General features: G+C 71.4%; 16 protein-coding genes and 2 pseudogenes. 3 read left to right on the plus strand and 15 right to left on the minus strand.

Features of this window, described 5'->3' with window-relative positions; all coding sequences use genetic code 11:
* Positions 1-92: 92 nt before the first annotated feature.
* The 9 genes and pseudogenes from ACZ6JT_RS17845 to ACZ6JT_RS17885 all read right to left on the minus strand — a co-directional run.
* A pseudogene (locus tag ACZ6JT_RS17845) lies at positions 93-773 on the minus strand (DedA family protein); the annotation flags it as partial.
* Positions 774-915: 142 nt separating this feature from the next.
* Entirely contained in the window at positions 916-1674 is a 759-nt protein-coding gene (locus ACZ6JT_RS17850; protein WP_469210824.1) for a MerR family transcriptional regulator, read from the minus strand.
* An 82-nt stretch (positions 1675-1756) separates the two neighbouring features.
* A complete protein-coding gene (locus ACZ6JT_RS17855; RefSeq protein WP_469210826.1) occupies positions 1757-2557 on the minus strand; it encodes an ABC transporter permease in 801 nt (266 codons plus the stop codon).
* Positions 2554-3489 (minus strand): ATP-binding cassette domain-containing protein, encoded by a 936-nt coding sequence (locus ACZ6JT_RS17860; RefSeq protein WP_469210828.1) that lies wholly within the window; start codon positions 3487-3489, stop codon positions 2554-2556. The genes ACZ6JT_RS17855 and ACZ6JT_RS17860 overlap by 4 nt, the downstream gene beginning before the upstream one ends.
* Before the next feature lie 103 nt (positions 3490-3592).
* Positions 3593-4207, minus strand: coding sequence for a PadR family transcriptional regulator (locus ACZ6JT_RS17865; protein WP_469210830.1), 615 nt, complete (start codon positions 4205-4207; stop codon positions 3593-3595).
* Positions 4208-4231: 24 nt separating this feature from the next.
* Complete coding sequence (locus ACZ6JT_RS17870; RefSeq protein WP_469210832.1) at positions 4232-4744, minus strand: DinB family protein; 513 nt, start codon at positions 4742-4744, stop codon at positions 4232-4234.
* Between the two features lie 109 nt (positions 4745-4853).
* Positions 4854-6929 (minus strand): annotated as a pseudogene (mrdA, locus tag ACZ6JT_RS17875) (penicillin-binding protein 2); the annotation flags it as partial.
* A gap of 41 nt (positions 6930-6970) precedes the next feature.
* Positions 6971-8428 carry an aldehyde dehydrogenase family protein gene (locus tag ACZ6JT_RS17880; protein WP_469210833.1) on the minus strand — a complete coding sequence of 486 codons (1458 nt, stop codon included), beginning with the start codon at positions 8426-8428 and terminating at the stop codon, positions 6971-6973.
* Between the two features lie 89 nt (positions 8429-8517).
* Positions 8518-9396 (minus strand): helix-turn-helix domain-containing protein, encoded by an 879-nt coding sequence (locus ACZ6JT_RS17885; RefSeq protein WP_469210835.1) that lies wholly within the window; start codon positions 9394-9396, stop codon positions 8518-8520.
* Positions 9397-9757: 361 nt separating this feature from the next.
* On the opposite strand from ACZ6JT_RS17885, the gene ACZ6JT_RS17890 reads away from it, so the two are divergent.
* Positions 9758-10246, plus strand: coding sequence for an ATP-binding protein (locus ACZ6JT_RS17890; RefSeq protein WP_469210837.1), 489 nt, complete (start codon positions 9758-9760; stop codon positions 10244-10246).
* A 102-nt stretch (positions 10247-10348) separates the two neighbouring features.
* On the opposite strand, the gene ACZ6JT_RS17895 is transcribed toward ACZ6JT_RS17890, so the two are convergent.
* Together ACZ6JT_RS17895 and ACZ6JT_RS17900 are read right to left on the minus strand one after the other, a co-directional pair.
* Complete coding sequence (locus tag ACZ6JT_RS17895; protein WP_069920830.1) at positions 10349-10594, minus strand: DUF397 domain-containing protein; 246 nt, start codon at positions 10592-10594, stop codon at positions 10349-10351.
* A gap of 148 nt (positions 10595-10742) precedes the next feature.
* Positions 10743-11921 carry a DUF2786 domain-containing protein gene (locus tag ACZ6JT_RS17900; RefSeq protein WP_376619293.1) on the minus strand — a complete coding sequence of 393 codons (1179 nt, stop codon included), beginning with the start codon at positions 11919-11921 and terminating at the stop codon, positions 10743-10745.
* Positions 11922-12140: 219 nt separating this feature from the next.
* On the opposite strand from ACZ6JT_RS17900, the gene ACZ6JT_RS17905 reads away from it, so the two are divergent.
* Positions 12141-13841, plus strand: a complete 1701-nt coding sequence (locus ACZ6JT_RS17905; RefSeq protein ID WP_469210839.1) for a bifunctional 3'-5' exonuclease/DNA polymerase — start codon at positions 12141-12143, stop codon at positions 13839-13841.
* Positions 13842-13881: 40 nt separating this feature from the next.
* Here ACZ6JT_RS17905 and ACZ6JT_RS17910 read toward each other — a convergent pair whose 3' ends face one another.
* The 4 genes from ACZ6JT_RS17910 to ACZ6JT_RS17925 all read right to left on the minus strand — a co-directional run bounded on the left by ACZ6JT_RS17910 (position 13882) and on the right by ACZ6JT_RS17925 (position 17823).
* Complete coding sequence (locus tag ACZ6JT_RS17910) at positions 13882-15147, minus strand: hypothetical protein (RefSeq protein WP_469210841.1); 1266 nt, start codon at positions 15145-15147, stop codon at positions 13882-13884.
* 129 nt (positions 15148-15276) lie between these two features.
* The gene (locus ACZ6JT_RS17915; protein WP_469210843.1) at positions 15277-15798 is read right to left on the minus strand and encodes a SigE family RNA polymerase sigma factor; all 522 of its coding nucleotides are present in this window, start codon (positions 15796-15798) and stop codon (positions 15277-15279) included.
* Positions 15799-15875: 77 nt separating this feature from the next.
* A complete protein-coding gene (locus ACZ6JT_RS17920; protein WP_469210845.1) occupies positions 15876-16403 on the minus strand; it encodes a GNAT family N-acetyltransferase in 528 nt (175 codons plus the stop codon).
* A gap of 178 nt (positions 16404-16581) precedes the next feature.
* Positions 16582-17823, minus strand: coding sequence for a serine hydrolase domain-containing protein (locus tag ACZ6JT_RS17925; protein WP_469210847.1), 1242 nt, complete (start codon positions 17821-17823; stop codon positions 16582-16584).
* A gap of 142 nt (positions 17824-17965) precedes the next feature.
* Between ACZ6JT_RS17925 and ACZ6JT_RS17930 the strand changes: the two genes are divergently transcribed.
* Entirely contained in the window at positions 17966-19585 is a 1620-nt protein-coding gene (locus tag ACZ6JT_RS17930) for an outer membrane protein assembly factor BamB family protein (protein WP_469210849.1), read from the plus strand.
* Position 19586: the final 1 nt, after the last annotated feature.

Consider the following 19586-nt stretch of genomic DNA (forward strand, 5'->3'; position numbering starts at 1 on the left):
GTGCCTGTGGGGGCGTACGTGACGGCTCACCGATTCGGGGCGCTCCGCCCCGAATCGCGGGCCTAGCGCTTCGCGTGGCGGCCGCGGGTCCCGGGGGCCTGGGGGCCCGGGCCTTCGACGGCCGCGGCCTCGGGCTGCGCCTCGCCGCCGTTCGCCTTGTTCTCCTTGCGGGCCTTGAGCACCTCGAAGATCACCGGAATGACCGAGATGAGGACGATGGCCACCAGGATCGGCTCGACGTTCGTCTTGATGAACTCGATCTGGCCGAGCCAGTACCCCGCCATCGTGACGCCCGCGCCCCAGCCGATGCCGCCGATGACGTTGTACGTCAGGAAGGTGCGGTACTTCATCGAGCCGGCGCCGGCGACCATCGGGGCGAAGGTGCGGATGATCGGCACGAAGCGGGCGAGCACGATGGCCTTCGGGCCGTGCCGGTCCATGAACTCGTGCGCCTTGTCGAGGTTCTCCCGCTTGAAGAGCTTGGACTTCGGCCGGTTGAAGATCTTCGGCCCGAAGAACTTGCCGATCATGTAGCCGACCTGGTCGCCGAGGATCGCGGCCCCCACGATCAGGGTGCAGACCAGCCACAGCGGCTGCTTGATGTACTGCCCGTCCGCGACCAGCAGGCCCGCCGTGAACAGCAGGGAGTCGCCGGGCAGGAACGCGAAGAGTCCCGACTCGGCGAAGACGATGACCAGGATGCCGATCAGGCCGAAGTGCGAGATCAGGTAGTCCGGGGACAGCCACTCAGGGCCGAGCGCAATCGTGTACACGGGTTCCGGACTCTCCTGGATCGGGGGGCGTGCCGGGGGCAGCAGGCGGTTGCGGGCAGGGTAAAGGCGGTTTCAATTATCAACGCACACGACCCCCTCCCGGTTCCAGGTACCGGAGGGGGTCGGATGCGCGAGGTTCCGCTTACCCCTTGCGCACCGCGTTCGCCATGATCGCGTCCCGCAGGTGCTCGGCCAGACCGGGCTTCATGGAGTCGTAGTACTCCTTGAACCGCTCGTCCGCCACGTACATCTCACCGAGGCCCGTGTGGATCTCGTACGTGCAGTCGTAGTACCAGGTGCCGATGTGCCGGCGGTGTTCCTCGGCCAGGTCCATCGCCGCCTCCCCGTCCGCGGGCTCGCCGGCGTCCATCAGGGCGGCGTACCGCGCGCCCCAGTCGGCGACCTCGTCCTGGATGCGCCGCCAGTCCTCCTTGGTGTAGGTGGCGACCCGCCGCTGCGACTCCGCGTAGGCCTCGGTGCCGCCCCAGCGTTCCTCCGCCTCCTGCGCGTACTGCTCGGGGTCCTTGTCCCCGAAGACCTCGAACCGCTCCTCGGGCGTGAGGTTGATGCCCATCTTCTTCGCCTCCATGGCGTGCTCAACGGCCTTGGCCATCTGCTGGAGCCGGGCGATCCGGTCGGTCAGCAGGGCGTGCTGCCGGCGCAGATGCTCCCGCGGATCCGATTCCGGGTCGTCCAGCAGGACCGCGACCTCGTCGAGGGGGAAGCCGAGCTCCCGGTAGAACAGGATCCGCTGCAGCCGGTCCAGGTCGGCGTCGTCGTACCGCCGGTGACCCACGTGGCTGCGGCCGCTCGGCGAGAGCAGCCCGATCTCGTCGTAGTGGTGCAGGGTGCGCACCGTGACTCCGGCGAATCCGGCGACCTGGCCCACGGAGTAGCCCATCGTCCCGTCCCCCTCCTCTGGTTGGGTACGCCCTTCACTGTGGTCCCTCACGTGGCGTGAGGTGCAAGTCCGCGCCCCGGGCCTACCGGCTCAGGCCGCGGAACCTCGCCACGGCCAGCGGGAAGAAGACCGCCAGCAGCAGGACCGGCCACCCGACGGCGAGCAGGGCGGCATGGTCGCAGGCCCAGGACGGGGAGGCCGCCGCCGGGTTGCCGAACAGGTCGCGCACGGCCGTCGCCGTCGCCGACATCGGGTTCCATTCCACCACCGTCCCCAGCCAGCCCGGCATGGCCTGCGGCGTGGCGAAGGCGTTGGAGAGGAAACCCACCGGCCACACCAGGATCTGCACCGCCTGCACCATCTCGGGCCGGCCCGCGACCATGCCCAGGAAGATCCCGATCCACAGCATCGCGAAGCGCAGCAGCAGGAGCAGGACGAAGGCCAGCAGCGCGGCCGCCGGGGATCCGTGCCAGCGCCAGCCGAGCAGCAGGCCGACGCCCGCCAGGACCGCGAGCCCCACGGCCGACTGGAGCATGTCCGCCGCGCTGCGGCCGACCAGTACCGCCGCGGAGGACATCGGCATGGCACGGAAGCGGTCGATCACCCCCTTGCCCAGGTCCTGGGTGACCGCCGTCATCGTCGCCTCCAGTCCGAAGGCCATGGTCAGCGCGAACATGCCGGGCACGAGGAACTCGACGTACTCGCCGTCGATCCCGCGTCCGCCGCCGACCAGGAAGCCGAACATCAGCAGCAGCATCACGGGGAAGACCAGTCCGACGACCACCTGCACCGGCTGCCGCGCCCAGTGCGCGAGCTCGCGCCGGGTCATCGTCCAGGAGTCCACGGCCACCCAGCCCGCCGCGGACGTCGTGTGCGGCGTCATGCGGCCACCTCCGTGGTGTTCGTACGGTCCGTCAGGTGCAGGAAGACCTCGTCGAGCGTGGGCCGCCGGACCGAGAGGTCCGCCGCCTCGATGCCCGCCCCCTCCAGCGCGCGCAGGGTCAGGGCCAGGCCCGCCATGCGGTCCTCCACCGGAAAGCCCAGGGTGAGGGAGTCCGGGTCCACGGTCGGGTCCGGCAGCAGCGCCGCCGCCTGCGCGAGCCGCGCCGCGTCGCGCAGGACCACGACGATCCGGTCCGGCCCGACGCGGGACTTCAGCTCGTCGGCCGTGCCCTCGGCCGCGACCCGCCCGGCGTCGATCAGCGCGATGCGGTCGGCCAGCTGGTCGGCCTCCTCCAGGTACTGCGTGGTCAGCAGGACGGTCGTGCCGCCGCCCACGAGTGAGCGGACCGCGCTCCACACCTCGGCGCGGCCGCGCGGGTCGAGCCCGGTGGTCGGCTCGTCGAGGAAGAGCACCTCGGGCTCGGTGATCAGGGACGCCGCGAGGTCGAGCCGGCGCCGCATGCCGCCGCTGTACTGCTTGACCGGCTTGCGGCCGGTGTCCGCGAGGCCGAAGCGGTCCAGCAGCGCGTCGGCCCGCAGGCCGGCCCGGCGCCCGCCCAGGTGGTGGAGGCGGCCGAACATCTCCAGGTTCTGCCGCCCGGACAGTTCCTCGTCGAGCGCCGCGTGCTGGCCGAGCAGCCCGATCCGGGCGCGGACGGCCGCCGGGTCCTTCCGTACGTCGTGGCCGGCCACCCGGACCACGCCCTCGTCGTGCCGGAGCAGGGTGGTCATGACGCGGACCGCCGTGGTCTTCCCGGCCCCGTTGGGGCCGAGCACGGCGTGCACCGTGCCGCGTGTCACCTCCAGGTCCAGCCCGGACAGGGCCGACTTGTCGCCGTACCGCTTGTGGACACCTTCGACGAAGATCGCCAACGCGCTTCCAACTCCTCACGCTCAGCTCATTAGTCAAATTTGAGTAGCAGGCTGCGCCAAGGTACTACCCGAAACCAGGCTAGTCAAACTTGATTACGGCCGATCAGGCGTACGGATTCTCCTGGCCGTCCGCCAGGACCCCCACGAACGGGTCGCCGCCCTCACCCGCGAAGGAGTACGCGCCGCCCGCGATCCGGGCGATCAGCCCACGGGTCCACTCCGCCTCGGCGTCCGCGGAATGGACCCAGCGGTGCATGATCTCGCCGATGTGTCCCAGCGCCTGGGGGCCCTCCTCGGGCGTGTAGTAGTCCGTCACCGACGTCCGCCAGGCCGCCAGCTTCTCCAGCCGCTCCCCCAGCAGGGCCAGGACCTCCGCCCGGGGCAGGTCGACCATGAAACCGATCGCCGCCGAGAGGAGGTCCGTCTTCTGGTCGAAGGCCGCCAGGGCCTCGCGGAGCAGCTTGAAGTACTCCTCGCGGCCCGCGTCCGTCACCTCGTACTCCGTGCGCGGCGGACCGCCCGCCGCGCTCGGCGCCACCTCGTGGGCGTGCAGGACGCCCTGCTTCGCCATCTGCTTGAGCGCGTGGTAGATCGAGCCGGGCTTGGTGTTGGACCACTCGTGCGCGCCCCAGTACTCCAGGTCGTTGCGCACCTGGTACCCGTGCGCCCGCCCGTGCTGGCGGACCGCGCCGAGGACGAGAAGCCTGATCGCTGACATGCGGCCAGGCTAGTGGCCGGACCCTCAGCCCATGGCGCGGGTGCCGTCGAGGGACTCCCGGATGATGTCCGCGTGGCCCGCGTGCCGGGCGAACTCCTCCACCAGGTGCAGGAGCATCCAGCGCATCGAGACCCTGGCGTCCTTGGGGAACCAGGGCGCCGGCGGGAGCGGGAAGGTCTCGTCGAGGCTGGGCACGGCCGCGATGAAGGCCTCCGTCTCCTTCACCACCCCGTCCCAGAAGGCCAGTACGTCCGGCACGGACTCGCCCTCGACCAGCCGGAAGGCCTCGGCCCAGCTCTCCTCGCCGCGCTGCCGCTCGTTCGGCGCCTGCTGCGCCAGGCGCAGCCAGGACAGCTCGCAGTCCGCCGCGTGCTTGAGGAGCCCCGACAGGGAGAGCTCGCTGACGCTGGGGCGGCTCGCCGCCTGCTCCTCCGTCAGCCCCTGCGCCGCCTCGCGCAGCGCGACCCGCTGGGCCTCGACGAAGGCGAGGAGCGTGCCGCGCTCGTCGCCGGGCACCTCGGTGGAAATCTGGGCCATGACCGGACCGCCTCTTCGTGTGGAGTGCCGAGGGCCCTCCCCCCGACACCTCACACGCTACGGAGCCTTGCGGTCAGCTCCTGTCCTAGATGGCCGCTCAGTTCGGGGAAATCTCCCCGTCCGGCCGAATCGCGGGCAGCTCCTCGGCGGGCTTCGGGAGCAGCGCCTTGGTGAGGTCCTGCCTGCCCGTCGGGTCCAGCCCGTACATCGCCTCGTAGATGCTGCGGACCGCCGGTCCCGACGCACCCGATCCGGTGCCGCCCTGGGAGATCGTCATGACGATCGCGTAGTCCTCGGTGTAGGAGGCGAACCACGAGGTGGTCTGCTTGCCCTGGACCTCGGCCGTGCCCGTCTTGGCGTGCATCGGGATCTGCTTCTGCGGCCAGCCACCGAAGCGCCAGGCGGCGCTGCCGTTGGTGGCCACACCGGCGAGGGCCTCGTCGATGTCGTCGCGGGTCTTGCGGTCCATCGGCAGCTTGCCCTGCTCCTTCGGCGCGATCTCCTGGACCGACTTCCCGTCGGCGCTGACGATCGCCTTGCCGACGCTGGGCTGGTGGAGGGTGCCGCCGTTGGCGATGGCCGCGTAGACGGAGGCCATCTGGATCGGGGTGACGAGGGTGTCGCCCTGGCCGATCGAGTAGTTGATGGCGTCGCCCTCGCGCAGCTGGTTGCCCTGCCGGCAGTTCTCGTAGGCGATCTTCTCGGCGAAGCTGCCGTTCTTCTTGCCGTCCCGGCACCAGGCGTCCTTGTTCGCCTCGAAGAAGTCCTGCTTCCACTTGCGGTCGGGGACCCGGCCGGGCACCTCGTTCGGCAGGTCGATGCCGGTGCGCTTGCCCAGCCCGAACTCGTGCGCGGTCTTGAGGAACCAGTCGTTCGGGTCCTTCTTCGGCCTGATGCCGCCGTCCTTCTTCCACTCCTGGTCGGCGAGGGCGTAGTAGACCGTGTCGCAGGAGACCTCCAGGGCCCGGCCGATGGTGATGTCACCGTGGCCCTGCGACTCGAAGTTCGTGAAGGTCTGGCTGCCGACCGAGTAGGAGCTGGGGCAGGGGTAGCGGTTGTCGAACGGGTACCCGGCATTGACCGCCGCGGTCGAGGTGACCACCTTGAAGATGGAGCCCGGCGCCGCCTGGCCCTGGATGGCCCGGTTCAGCAGCGGATAGTTGGACTCCTTGTCGGTGAGGCCGGCGTAGTCCTTGGCGGAGATCCCGCCCACCCAGGCGTTCGGGTCGTAGGTCGGGTTCGAGGCCATCGCGACGACGCGGCCCGTCTTGGTCTCCATCACCACGACGGCGCCCGAGTCGGCCTCGTAGTTCCTGCGGGTGTTCTTGTCGTACGTCTTGCGGGCTTCGACCATCGCGTGGTTCAGCTCGCGCTCGGCCACCGCCTGCACCCGCGAGTCGATCGACGTCACGATGTTCGAGCCGGGCTGCGCCGGGTCGGTCTCGCCCTGCCCGATGACCCGGCCCAGGTTGTCCACCTCGTAGCGGGTGATGCCCGCCTTCCCGCGCAGCTCCTTGTCGTACGTGCGCTCCAGGCCGGAGCGGCCCACCTGGTCGGAGCGCAGATACGGCGAGTCCGACTTCTTGGCCTTGGCGATCTCCTCGTCGGTGACCGGCGAGAGGTAGCCGAGCACCTGGGAGGTGTTGGCCTCGTCCGGGGCTGCGTAGCGGCGCAGGGCGGTCGCCTCGGCCGTGATGCCCGGGAAGTCCTCGGGGTGCTCGCGGATCTGCAGGGCCTGTTCGGTGGTCGCCTCGTTGCTGACCGGGATCGGCTGGTACGGCGACCCGTTCCAGCAGGGCTGCTTCGTCTTGGCGTCGCAGAGCCGGACCTTGTCGACGACCTCCTGGGGGTCCATGCCGAGGACCCCGGCGAGCCGGGTCAGCACGGACTTGCCCTTGTCCTTCATCGTCAGCAGCTCGGTGCGGCTGGCGGAGACCACGAGGTGGGTGGCGTTGTCGGCGAGCGGGACCCCGCGCGCGTCGAGGATCGAGCCGCGGACGGCGGGCTGGACCACCTGCTGGACGTGGTTGTTCTTCGCCTCGTCCGTGTACTCCTGGCCGTTGCGTATCTGGAGGTACCAGAGCCGGCCGCCCAGGGTGAGCAGCAGCGAGAAGACCACGATCTGGATGACGACGAGCCGGTTCTGGACCCGAGGGGTCCGGCCGGTCTCCGGTATGTTGCTCAACGCTGATCTCCCCCGGACGCATGCCGTACGCCCGGCTGAGTCTAGAACGGGAAGCGGCTCCGTCCGTGCTGCACGGAGATCCACTTTTGGGTGGTGAAGGCCTCGATCGTGGCCTCGCCGTTGAGTCTGCCCAGGCCGGAGGCTTTCTCACCGCCGAACGCGGCCAGCGGTTCGTCCCCGATCGTGGAGTCGTTGACGTGCATCATGCCCGTCTCGATGCGCTGCGCGAAGCGGACGCCCCGCTCCACGTCCCGGGTGTGGACGGCGCCGCTCAGTCCGTACGGGGTCGCGTTGGTCAGCCGTACGGCCTCGTCCTCGCCGTCGAAGACCACCAGCAGGGCCACCGGGCCGAAGATCTCCTGGCCCAGCAGCGGGGAGTCCTCGGGGAGTCCGGCGAGCACGGTCGGTTCGACGAGGTTGCCGCGCGTAGATCCTCGTACGAGCGCCTGCGCCCCGGATTCCACGGCCTGGTCCACGAGGGCGGTCAGCGCGTCGGCCTGGAAGGAGTTGATCAGCGGGCCGATGTGGGTGTCGGCCTCGTGCGGGTCGCCCGTCTTCAGGCCGCGCACGCGGGCGATGAACTTCTCCGTGAACTCCTCGGCGATGGAGGCGTCGACGAGGATGCGGTTGGCGGCCATACAGACCTGACCCTGGTAGACGAAGCGGCTGAAGACGGCCGCGTCCACCGCGTAGTCGAGGTCGGCGTCGTCGAGGACGACGAGCGCGCTGTTGCCGCTGAGTTCGAGGACCGTGCGCTTGAAGTGGCGGGCGGCGACCGCCCCGACGTGCCGGCCGACCCGGTCCGACCCCGCGAAGGAGATGACCTTGGGGACGGGGTGGGTCAGGAGTGCGTCGCCTATCTCGGCTATGTCGGTGACCAGGACGTTCAGCAGGCCGGCCGGCAGTCCCGCGTCCTCGAAGATCTTGGCTATGAGGCCGCCGCCCACGACGGGGGCGTTCTGGTTCGGCTTGATGACGACCGCGTTGCCCAGCGCCAGCGCCGGGGCGATCGACTTCAGGGTGACGAGGAAGGGGAAGTTGAAGGGGCTGATCACGGTGACGACGCCGACGGGGAGCCGCTGGACGCGGTTCTCCTTGCCCTCGACCGGCGAGGCGAGGATCCTGCCCTCGGGCCGGACGGCCAGCTGGATCGACTCGCGGATGAACTCCCTCGCGAGGTACACCTCGTACTCGGCCTTGGGACGCGTCCCGCCGAGCTCGTCGATCATCGCCTCGACGATCTCCTTCTCGCGCTCCTCGGTGATCCGCAGGGCACGCTCCAGGACCGCGCGTCTGGTGTACGGGCTCGTGGCCGCCCACTCCGACTGGGCGCGCTCGGCGCCGCGGTAGGCCTGGTCCACCTGCTCGACGGTGGCCACGGTGATGGCCGCGAGCTTCTCCCCGTTGTACGGGTTGACGTCGATGATGTCCCACGAACCGGTGCCGGCCAGCCATTCGCCGTCGATGTACTGGTGAGCCAGGTCGCTGAATATGGACATGCCATCCCTTACTGCGAGCGCGCACCCGTGCGCTGCACCGGAGACCGATCGGTCATCATGCACTGATCAGACGTCATACTACGTGCGAATCAAGACAGTTGGAGCAGGCCACGGAGAAGATCCCTGGTCCCGCCGGGGTCGGGGCAGTCGGCCTGGAGCCGCTCCATCGCCCGCCCGTACTGGCCCACTTCCTCGTCTTTGTCCAGGTAGAGGGCGCTGGTGAGCTGTTCCAGATAGACGATGTCCTGGAGGTCGGACTCGGGGAAGCGCAGCAGGGTGAAGGCTCCGCTCTCGCCCGCGTGGCCGCCGAAGGAGAAGGGCATCACCTGGAGCTGCACGTTGGGCCGCTGGGAGACCTCGATGAGGTGCTCCAACTGACCGCGCATGACGTTGCGGTCGCCGTACGGGCGGCGCAGCGCGGCCTCGTCGAGGACGGCGTGGAAGACCGGGGCGTTCTCGGAGACGAGGACCTTCTGCCGCTCCAGGCGCAGGGCCACGCGGCGGTCGATCTCGGCGGCGGTGGCACCGGGCATGCCGCGGCTGACGACGGCGTGGGCGTAGGCCTCCGTCTGCAGCAGGCCGTGGACGAACTGGACCTCGTAGATCCGGATGAGCGAGGCGGCGCCCTCCAGGCCGATGTACGTCTGGAACCAGCCCGGCAGCACGTCGCCGTAACTGTGCCACCAGCCCGTCGCGTTGGCCTCGCGCACCAGTCCCAGCAGGGACTCGCGCTCCGCGGTGTCCGTGACCCCGTAGAGCGTCAGGAGGTCCTCCACGTCCCTTGCCTTGAAGCTCACCCTTCCCAACTCCAAGCGGCTGATCTTCGATTCGGATGCGCGGATCGAGTAGCCGGCCGCCTCACGGGTGATGCCGCGGGATTCTCGGAGTCGCCTGAGCTGGGAGCCCAGGAGGATGCGGCGCACCACAGAACCGCTTGCTTCTGCGGTCACTAGTACTGCCCTCCCCATCGCATTGGCGTGCGCGTGGTGTGCGCGTGCGTCGCGGGGCCCCCGTACCCCAGGGGCCGCAGTCTGCCACCAAAACGCATCGGCTCGTACTCGTTCTGTAACGGAATCCCGTCTCCGGGAAAAGAAGTCCGTAAGTATGCGTAGGAAGAAATGAGCAAGAACCGTCACGGGAGGGGACAGGTCCGGCGCGTGCACGTGCATCTGCCCTTGCATCCGGCTCGCGCATTCGGAACGATGGTCCCCGCGCACCTGCGTGCTCTTCGCGCCGGCGCCGGACCCACCCCGCAGTTCTCTTTGGACAAAGCCGCCGCTTCGTCCGCGAATCCCGGGAGTGCCTCGCATGGGGACGAATGGATCGACCATGCTCGAGCCGTTACGGCAGGGGCTTCCCCCGGTCGACCCCACGGCTGTCTCCGGGTCCGCCTCCTGCGCTCTGCCCGCACGGTTCGACGCAGTGCGGGGCGCGCGCACTTTCACCCGCTCGACGCTCTGCCAGTGGGGCCTCGACGACCGCTTCGACGATGTGTCCCTCGTCGTCTCCGAGCTCGTCACCAACGCGTTGCGCCATGCCCTGCCGGACGACGCGCGGTGCGCGGACGCCGAGCCGGAGCCGCCGGTACGGCTGCACCTGATGCGGTGGAGCACCCGGCTGGTGTGCGCGGTGCGCGACCCCAGCGAGGACCGGCCCGGCGGGGCCTTCTCGCCGGAGCGCACGGAGGAGAACCTCGACCTGGAGTCCGGGCGCGGGCTGTTCCTGGTGGACTCGTACAGCGACAGCTGGGGCTGGCACCCGCTCGCGGGGCGGCTCACCGGCAAGGTGGTCTGGGCGCTGTTCCTGCTCCACGACTGAGCCGCCCGCGCAAGAGGCGGACACAGGACAACTGGCCGGGATCGATCACTGCGATCGGTCCCGGCCAGTGCACGTGCATGGCTTGATGAATGCGCCGTTCCGTCAGCCGATCAAGTGATCGAACTCGCCGTCCTTGACGCCCAGGAGCAGGGCCTCTATCTCGGCCGGCGTGTAGACGAGCGCCGGTCCGTCCGGAAAGCGCGAGTTGCGCATGGCGACGTCGCCTCCCGGCAGCCTCGCGAACTCCACGCAGGAACCCTGCGAGTTGCTGTGTCTGCTCTTCTGCCACGTCAGCTCAAACAAGGAAGCGAGTTCTGCAGCTGCCATCCCGTTGTACGCGTGGTCCACAGGAAGCCCCCGATAGTGCAGATGTCAACTCCTCCGGATCATAGCTGTGTTCAATGGCGCCTGCACGGGCAGATGCACGTGCACGCGGGGTGCTCCATTGATCACAGACAGGTCCGCCCTTGCGGACGAAGGGCCTCCGCCCCCCCGGCTACCGGGGCAGGGGTTTGCGCCTGCCGCCCATGTGGGCGCGGTCGGCGGCGGCCGTGCCGTCCTCCCAGCCCGCGTGGTCGGTGGCGCCGCGCAGCCGGGTGGTCGTGGTGCGGGGGAACATCTCGTCCGCCCGCGAGGTGACCGCGACGTCCCGCGCCACGAGCGCGGGCAGGTTGTCCGGGGCCTCGCTCGCCGTGTGCTCGGCCGTCTCGGCGAGCCGGTGGCCGAGCCGGCTGGCGTAGGCGAGCAGGAAGGACTGCCTGAAGGTCTTCGTCCGCTTACGCCCGCCCGAGCGCTGCGCGGCCTCGGCACGGGTCATCGCCGCCGTGCCCTGGACGAGCAGCGAGGTGTACAGCAGCTCGACCGCCTCCAGGTCGCTCTCGAAGCCGACCACCGTGGAGAACTCGAACCCGCTGTTCCACACCGCCCGGCAACGGTTCGCGGTGGCCACCGCGTCGAGCAGCACCGCCTTCGCCTCCTCGTACGGCGGCTCCACCCCGATCCGGCAGGCACCGGGCACCTGAGCCGGTCCCCTGCCGCTCGCCGCGAGGAGCGCCTCGTCCACGGTGTGCCGGGCCATCAGCTCCTGGGCCTTGGCGCTGAGCGCCTCCGCCTCCTCCGGGAAGGTGGTCGCCTCGGCCTTGGCGAGCAGCGCCCGGATCCGTCCCAGCATGCGCGGCTCGATGTGCGCGTGCTCCAGGGCGTCGGCAGCCGGGTCCCCGGGAACCGGACCCACCGGTTCGATGGAGGGCAGCCGGATCAGCAGCCGCAGCACCTCCAGGAAGGCGGTGGCCAGCGTGAACCGGTCCGCCCGTTCCCGCTGCGCGAGCCCTTCGGCGTACGTGTCGTCGCCGGTCCACCACACCTCGGCGTCGGTCCACCGCTCCGGAAGCCGCGCGTAGCGGCGCGCCTCGGCGGCGATCAGGTCACCGGTGATCCGCAGGTGCCGCTCGTCGAGGTCCCGCCGGACGAGCCGCAGCACGTCCGCCGGCTGCCACCCCCGCTCCCACCCCTGCCGTACGTACGCCTCCCCGCGCGCCAGCAACTCCCGCCCGACCCCGCCCCACCGCCCCTGATCGGCGACGAGCAGGGAGGCCCCGGTGTCCAGCCCGGCATCGTCCTGGGCATAGAGGGCGGCGGCAAAGGCCCGATCCACGATCTCGGCAAGCTCTCTCACACCTCCCAGCTTGGCATGTCCCCACCCCAGCCCCGCCGGGCGAACCCATCCCCGCCCGGCCAACCCATCCCCGCCCGGCCAACCCACCCCCGCTCGGCCAACCCAGCCCCGCCGGCGTTTGAGGCGCGGGGGCCCGGGGGCAACGCCCCCGGCAACGTCGCCGCACCCGCCCGGCCCGGCGGGACCCCCCTGTCAGACCCCGGTGGGACACTCGCACCCATGAGCGACCCCACCCCCCGCTGGGCCCTCGCCGAGGACGCCGACGGCTGGTGGCACGCGGCCCCCGTACCCCCCGCGGAGGGAGCCCGGCTCCGCGTCCGCGACCCCGCCGACGCGGTCCGTGCCGCCCCGCCCGGCACCCGCTGGGTCTGGCGGTCCACCGCCGCCGTGTACCCCCGCCTGCTCGCGGCCGGCGCCCGCGTCGAGCGCTGCCACGACATCGAGGCCGCCGAGCTGCTGCTCCTCGCCCACGAGGGCCGCTTCGGCGAGCCCCGCTCGGCGGCCGCCGCCTGGGCCCGCCTCACCGACGCCCCCGTACCCCCCGATCCGCGCCCGCGCGCCGCCGAGCCCCGCACCCAGGACTCCCTCTTCGAGCCGCAGCCGACCCCCGTCCCCCTGGACGCCCTCCTCGCCGTCCACGCCGACCAGGCGAAACGGCTCGGCGCCACCGCCCACCCCGACCGGATGCGGCTGCTCACCGCCGCCGAGTCCGCGGCCTTCCTCGTCGCCGCCGAGATGAACCGCGCGGGCCTGCCCTGGCGGGCCGACGTGCACCGCGCCCTGCTGACCGAACTGCTCGGCGAGCGGTACGCGGGCGGCGGGGAGCCCCGGCGCCTCGCCGAGCTGGCCGACCGCGTCTCGGCCGCCTTCGGCAGGCGGGTGCGTCCCGAGCTGCCGGCCGACGTCATCAAGGCCTTCGCCGAGGCCGGGATCAAACTCAAGTCCACCCGCCGGTGGGAGATCCAGGAGCTGGACCACCCCGCCGTGGAGCCGTTGCTCGCGTACAAGAAGCTGTACCGGATCTACACCGCCCACGGCTGGAGCTGGCTCGCGGACTGGGTCCACGACGGTCGCTTCCGCCCGGAGTTCATCCCCGGCGGCACCCTGACCGGCCGCTGGGTCACCAACGGCGGCGGCGCCCTGCAGATCCCCAAGGTGATCCGCCGGGCCGTGGTCGCCGACCCGGGCTGGCGGCTCGTCGTGGCCGACGCCGACCAGATGGAACCGCGCGTGCTCGCCGCGATCTCCCGCGACCCCGCCTTCATGGAGGTGGCGGGGCGGCCGGAGGACCTCTACACCGCCGTCTCCCGGCAGGGCTTCTCCGGCGACCGGGACAAGGCCAAGATCGCCGTCCTCGGCGCCGTCTACGGCCAGACCTCCGGGGACGGCCTGAAGAACCTGGCCGCGCTCCGCCGCCGCTTCCCCCGGGCCGTGGCGTACGTGGACGACGCCGCGAAGGCGGGCGAGGAGGGCCGGCTCGTACGGACCTGGCTCGGCCGCACCTGTCCGCCGCCCGTCTCCGCCCGCGACGACGACAGGGCGGGCGACGGCGACCCGGGCGGGGGCGAGGCCGGGATCCCCCAGGACGGGGACGGCGACGGTTGGACCCCGAGCTACGCCTCCACCAACTCCCGGGCCCGCGGCCGGTTCACCCGTAACTTCGTGGTCCAGGGCAGCGCCGCCGACTGGGCCCTGCTGCTGCTCGCGGCCCTGCGGCAGGCGACCGCCGGGATGCGGGCCGAGCTGGTGTTCTTCCAGCACGACGAGGTGATCGTGCACTGCCCGGCCGAGGAGGCCGGGGCCGTCGTGGAGGCGATCCGCGCCGCCGGCGACCGGGCCGGCCGGATCGCCTTCGGCGACACCCCGGTCCGGTTCCCGTTCACCACGGCGGTCGTGGAGTGCTACGCCGACGCCAAATAGCGGCCGGGCAGGGCCCGGAAGACGTCGGAATCACTCGTCCCTAGCTCCGGGTCCGGTTCCATCCCGGGGCGAGCGCGAGCTCCTTCAGCCGGTCCAGCGTCAGCGCGGGCTCCTCCCGGGTGGCCGTGCCGTTCTGGTCGGCGGTGTTGAAGGCGGAGACCGTCACCCGCAGCCCGTCCGTGCGGATCGTGTCCACCTTCCACTCGGTCACGCCCTTGCCCTTCTCACCGGGCCCCTGCGTGACCCGCACCAGGGTGCCGTCCGCCAGCGGGGGCAGGTTCGGGCCCGTGAAGCCGGAGTGGCCGGAGTCCCGGTCCTCGCTCACGTTGAGCTGGAGCAGGGACTTGCCCTTGCCGTCGTCGAACACGACGTAGCCGTAGCGCCCCTCCCCGCCCCTGGAGACGACCGGGATCCTGACGCCCAGCCCGGCCAGCAGGTCTTCCAGTGCCTCCACGGCCTGCCGGTCCCGCAGCGCGGCCGACGACCCGGTCGCGGCCTCCGATCCCGGCCCCGCCTCCGGTTCGGCCGCCGGCAGGTCCTTCAGCGCCGGGTACCACACCTCCGAGGTGACCAGGGACTTCAACTGGTCGATCGGCAGCGGCGGGTTGCTCCGGGAGACGGCCGCCCCCTTCTCGGCGGGGGCGTTCCACTCGTTCGCCTCGACCATGAAGCCCTGCGGGGTCACGCGCACGGCCCGCCAGAGCTTGGTGTCCTCCCGCCGGTCCGTGTACTCGTACCCCTTGTGGAGCATCACCGTCGAACCGTCCGCCAACTGCTCGGTCCGGCAGAAGTCGTACTGCTCCAGGTTCTTGTCCCCGCACTCGCCGGCCGCACGGGCCTCGCTGCCGTACGGGGCCACCCGGCTGAGGCTGACGCTGACGGCCGCCTTGCCCTTCCCGTCGTCGTACACGCCGGAGGCCGTCGGCACCTGGTCGTCGCTCCCCCGCCCGACCGGCCCGGTCAGCTGCCCACCGGGCAGGAGAGCCCGCAGGTTCGCGATCATCTGCTCGGCCGTGACGCTGCCGGAGCCGGCCCGGGGCCCCTTGTCGTCGCCGGTCGGGGTCGGCGGCGCCGCGACGTACACCGAGGTGGCGCCTGCGTTGCCGTCGAGCAGGCCGGCGGAGTAGGCGCCCGCCGCCGCGATCAGGGCCAGGGCCAGCACCGATCCGCCGGCCACGGCGGCCCGGCGGCGCACCAGCAGCCGTCGGCCGCGCTGCTCGCCGGCCTCCGCGAGGGCGTCCCGATCGGCTGTGAAACCGTCCCCCGCACGCCGGAGGGCTACGCCGAGTTCATCTTCGAAGGGCATGGGGAAGCAGACCTTCCGTTTCAAGGATTGGGGTGAGGGATGAGAAGGAACGGGACCCGGAGACCCGGTCCGGCCGGTCGTGCCCGTCCGGACGCGCCCGCCCGGACGCGCCCGGCCGGACCGGCGCCCTCAGAGGTCCGCGAACGCGGTGAGGCTCCCGCCCAGTTGCTCCCGCAGCCGCGCCAGCGCCCGCGAGGTCCGGGTACGGACCGCCGCCGAGCTGGCGTTCATCGCGTCCGCGGTCTCCTCGACGCTGCGGTCCTCCCAGTACCGCAGCACCAGCACCGCCCGGTCCTTGGGAGCCAGCCGCCCCAGCGCCTCCAGCAGCGTCAGCCGCAGCTCCGGATCGGCGCCACCGCCCGCGGCCGGCGGCGCACCCGAGTCGGGGAACCCCCCGACCGGGCGCTCCCCCGCCGACCGGCGGCGCTGGTGCGTGAGAAAGGCCCGTACCAGCACCGTCTGCGCGTACGCCGCCGGATTGTCGATACGGGAGATCCGCCCCCAGTGCAGGTACATCCGGCCCAGGGTCTCCTGCACCAGGTCCTCCGCGAGATGGGTGTCCCCGCTCGCCAGCAGACATGCCGACCGGTACAGATGGCCCGAGCGGCCCGCCGCGAACTCACGGAACCCGTCTCTGCGACCGTGCCGCATTCGTTCCCCCTCGCGTCCGTCTCACCCCATTGACGCGGCCACCGTGCGGGAATGTTTCATCCCGCGGCCGGAGCCGGTCAGCCCAGGTCGTGGAAGTACACGTGGAACTCCTCACGGACGAACCCCTCCGCCTCGTACAGCCCCTGCGCGACCGTGTTGTCGTACGCGGTCTCCAGCTGTACGCCGGACACCCCGGCCTCGCGGGCCCGGCGCAGCACCTCGCGCAACAGCGCCCGGCCGGCGCCGGTGCGGCGGCCGGCGGGGGCGACGTAGAGGTCGTTGAGCACCCACGCGGTGCTCAGGGAGAGGGACGAGAAGGCGCGGTAGACCTGCGCGAAGCCGACCGTGCCGAGCCCCGGCACCTCGGCGAGCAGGACGAGCGACTCGTCCTTCGCGATCCGCTCGGCGAGGAAGTCCCGGGGGCCGTTCGGGTCTTCCACGTCCACCTCGTAGAAGTCGAGGTAGCCGCGGAACAGCGCGGCCGCCGTGTCGACGTCCGCCTCGCCGGCGGCCCGGACGGCCACCGCCGCCGCACCCGCACCCGCTGCCCCGTCCCGCCCCTGCGGGGGCTGGATGTCCTGCCGTGCTGCTGTCTGACCGTCCATGTACGTCTCACATCTCCCTGGGGGGTGTCTCGCGCCGCCGCGACCATGGTGCACGGACGGCGCGGATCCGCACCAGCGGCCGCGGGAAGGCCAGTTCGGCCGGGGGAGGGGCCGTTCCGGCTGCGGAGAGGCCCGTTCCGGCTGCGGGGAGGCCCGTTCCGGCTGCGGGGAGGCTCGTTCAGTGCCCCGTGACGGGCTGGGCGGGCAGGGTGTAGACGTGCTCGGGGGTCACGATCTCGGTGATCGCCCGGCCGAACAGCGTGCTGGGCTCGCTGCCCTGGTAGGTGGTGTCGGTGTTGAGCAGCACGACCAGCGTGGCCTGCGCCTGCGGCAGGTACACGGTCAGCGACTCGTAGCCGGGCAGTGAGCCGTTGTGCCCGATCCATCCGTGGACGTTGAAGATGCCCAGGCCGTAGCCGGCGCCCGGGAGCGAGTCGATCACCTTCAGCCGCTCGGCCTGGGTGGCGGGGGTCAGCAGGGTCCCGGTCGCCAGGGTCTTCGCCCAGCTGCGCATGTCGGTGAGGTCGGAGATCATCGCGCCGGCCGCCCAGCCCCAGGACGGGTTCCAGTCGGTGGCGTCCTCGGTCTTGCCGGTGGCCGTCTGGTCCGTGTAGCCGTGGGCGTGCGGTTCGGGGAACTCCGCGCCCGTCGGGAAGAGCGTGTGCTTCAGCCCGGCAGGTTTGACGACCTCTTTGTCGATGTAGTCGGCGAGGGGCGTCCCGCTGACCTTCTCCACCACCAGCCCGAGCAGGATCAGGTTGGTGTTGTCGTAGTAGAACTTCGCGCCCGGCTCGAAGAGCACCGGGTGCTTGAAGGAGTACGCGAGCAGTTCCTGTGGGGTGAAGGGCCGCCGGGGATCACTGGTCAGCGCCTTGAAGAAACCTTCGTCCGCGGAGTAGTTGAAAAGCCCGCTCCGCATCTCGGCCAGCTGGCGCAGGGTGATCCGGTCGCCGTTCGGGACCCCCGCGACGTACTTGCCGATCGGGTCGTCCAGTCCGACCTTGCCCTCGTCCACCAGCTTCAGCAGGGCCGTCACGGTGAAGGTCTTCGTCTCGCTGCCGATCCGCATGTTCAGACCGGGGGTCATCGGCGCGCCCGTCGCCTTGTCGGCGACGCCGAAGGCCCGTACGTACTCGCCCTTGCCCGGCGCCGACAGGGCCACGATCACGCCGGGGACCTTGGCCTCGGTCATGACCTTGCGGACCGCGTCGTCCAACTGCCGGGCCACGGCGGGGGTCAGCCGCGGGAACTCGCCGGAGACGGGCGTGGGCGACGGAACCGGGACCGTCACGGCCGGCGCGGGCGCCGCCGCGTCCCGCGCGTACGCGGCCGCCGGTGCGACCCCGGCCGCGACGGGCAGCGCCAGGAGGCCGGCCGCCACCGCCGCCACGGCGGCTGACCTGTGCCGATGCGTAGTCATACCCGGCCTCCTCGCACACCAGGGACAGGAGCCCACTCCGTCCAACGTAGCCCTGCGGCCCCGGCCGGGCGACCCGAAGGGCACGGCGAAGTAGTCTAGAAATCTATTCTGGAAAGGGTCTTGTACCGGCCAGACTCTCCCCATGAGCGATGAGCAGTGGCGCGGCGGTTTCGGACCCCCGCCCGAACCGTTCGAACCGCAGCCGCGGCCGCAGCCGCAGTCGCCCGCGGAGGCACAGCCACGGCCACCGGCGCAGCCGCCGTTCCCGGCACCGTCACCGCCGCAACCGGTCCCGGTACCCGGCGCTCCCGGGGGGCGCGGCGGGCGCGGCGGCCCGTTCAAGGGCCGGCCGGTCGTCCTGACGGCACTGGCCGTGGCCGTCCTGCTCACCGTCGGCGGCGGCGTGTACCTCGCGACCGGCGGCGGTCGCGGCGAGTCGTCCCGCGCCGAGCCCTCGTCCTCGCCCTCGATCGACAAGGGCGACGGCAAGGGCCCCGGCGTCGGGCCCGACACCTACGACCCCAACGCCGGCATCAAGCCCGGTGAGGCCAAGGTCTGGCTGCGCGACAACGAGATCGAGCTCGCCGGCTCGGGGACCTCCCAGTACGGCCCGTGGCGGGTGGGCGACGTGGTGGTCAAGGCGATCGCCACCGAGTTCACCGCCTACGGGGCGGCCGACGGCCAGGACAAGTGGAAGATCCCGCTCCCGACCCCGCTGTGCGCGGTTCCGCCGGCCCCGACCGCGGACGGCAAACTGGTCGTCGGGCTGAAGGAGAGCGCCTCGGACAGCTCGCACTGCACGCACCTCCAGCTGATCGACCTCGCCACGGGCAAGACCGGATGGAAGACGGCCGTGCCCGCGGAGAACGCGTACGACTCCTCGACGGAGTTCGAGATCGCGATCAGCGGCGACACCGTGGCCCTCGCCCGGTCGGCGGTCATGAGCGGCTTCTCGGTCACCGACGGCAGGAAGCTCTTCGGCAACTCGAAGACGGACGGCTGCACCGCGTCCGGCTTCGCCGGGGGATCCCGGCTGATCGGCGTACGCAACTGCTTCGACCCGAAGGACCCCACCGCACGCGGGCAGTCGATGGTCGAGGAGCTGGATCCGGCCACGGGCGCTTCCAAGTGGGCCTACAAGTACGACAAGGGCTGGACCGTCGGCCGGGTGCTGTCCGTGGACCCGGTGGTGGTCGCCGCGCACCACGAGGACCGCAAGACCTGGAACCTCACGGCGTTCGCGGCCGACGGCAAGGTCCGCTCGCAGAGCGCCCCCGGGTTCGGTGTCAGCGGCCGGTGCAACGGCTTCGGCAACGCGGGCCGGTTCCAGGAGTGCTACGCCTCCGTGGCCGACGCCGACACCCTCTACATCGGCGCCGGCAAGCCCGCCACCACCCTCGACACCGAGGACACCAACCAGGTCGTCGCCGTCGACCTGAACACGGGCAAGGAACGGTGGCGCTCCGCGGAGCAGCCCAAGAACCGCACCATGTGGCCGCGGGCGATCGAGGAGGGCCGGGTCCTCGTCTACGTCTCCCCCGGCAGCGGAGCGGCGGCCTCGGTCGTCTCGCTGGCACCGGCGGACGGCACCTCGCAGCCCGTCCTGCAGAGCCCGGCGGTGTCCGCCGGCGCGGCGAGCGTCTTCTACTCCCACGGCGTCCGCATCACCTGGTCGGGCGGACGGCTGTTCCTGCTCAACGGCCGGGTCTACGGCCCGGAGCCCAAGAAGAAGAGCCGCGCGATCCTCTCGTTCGGCAAGTAGC

The sequence above is a fragment of the Streptomyces sp. NPDC046308 genome (assembly GCF_055588065.1).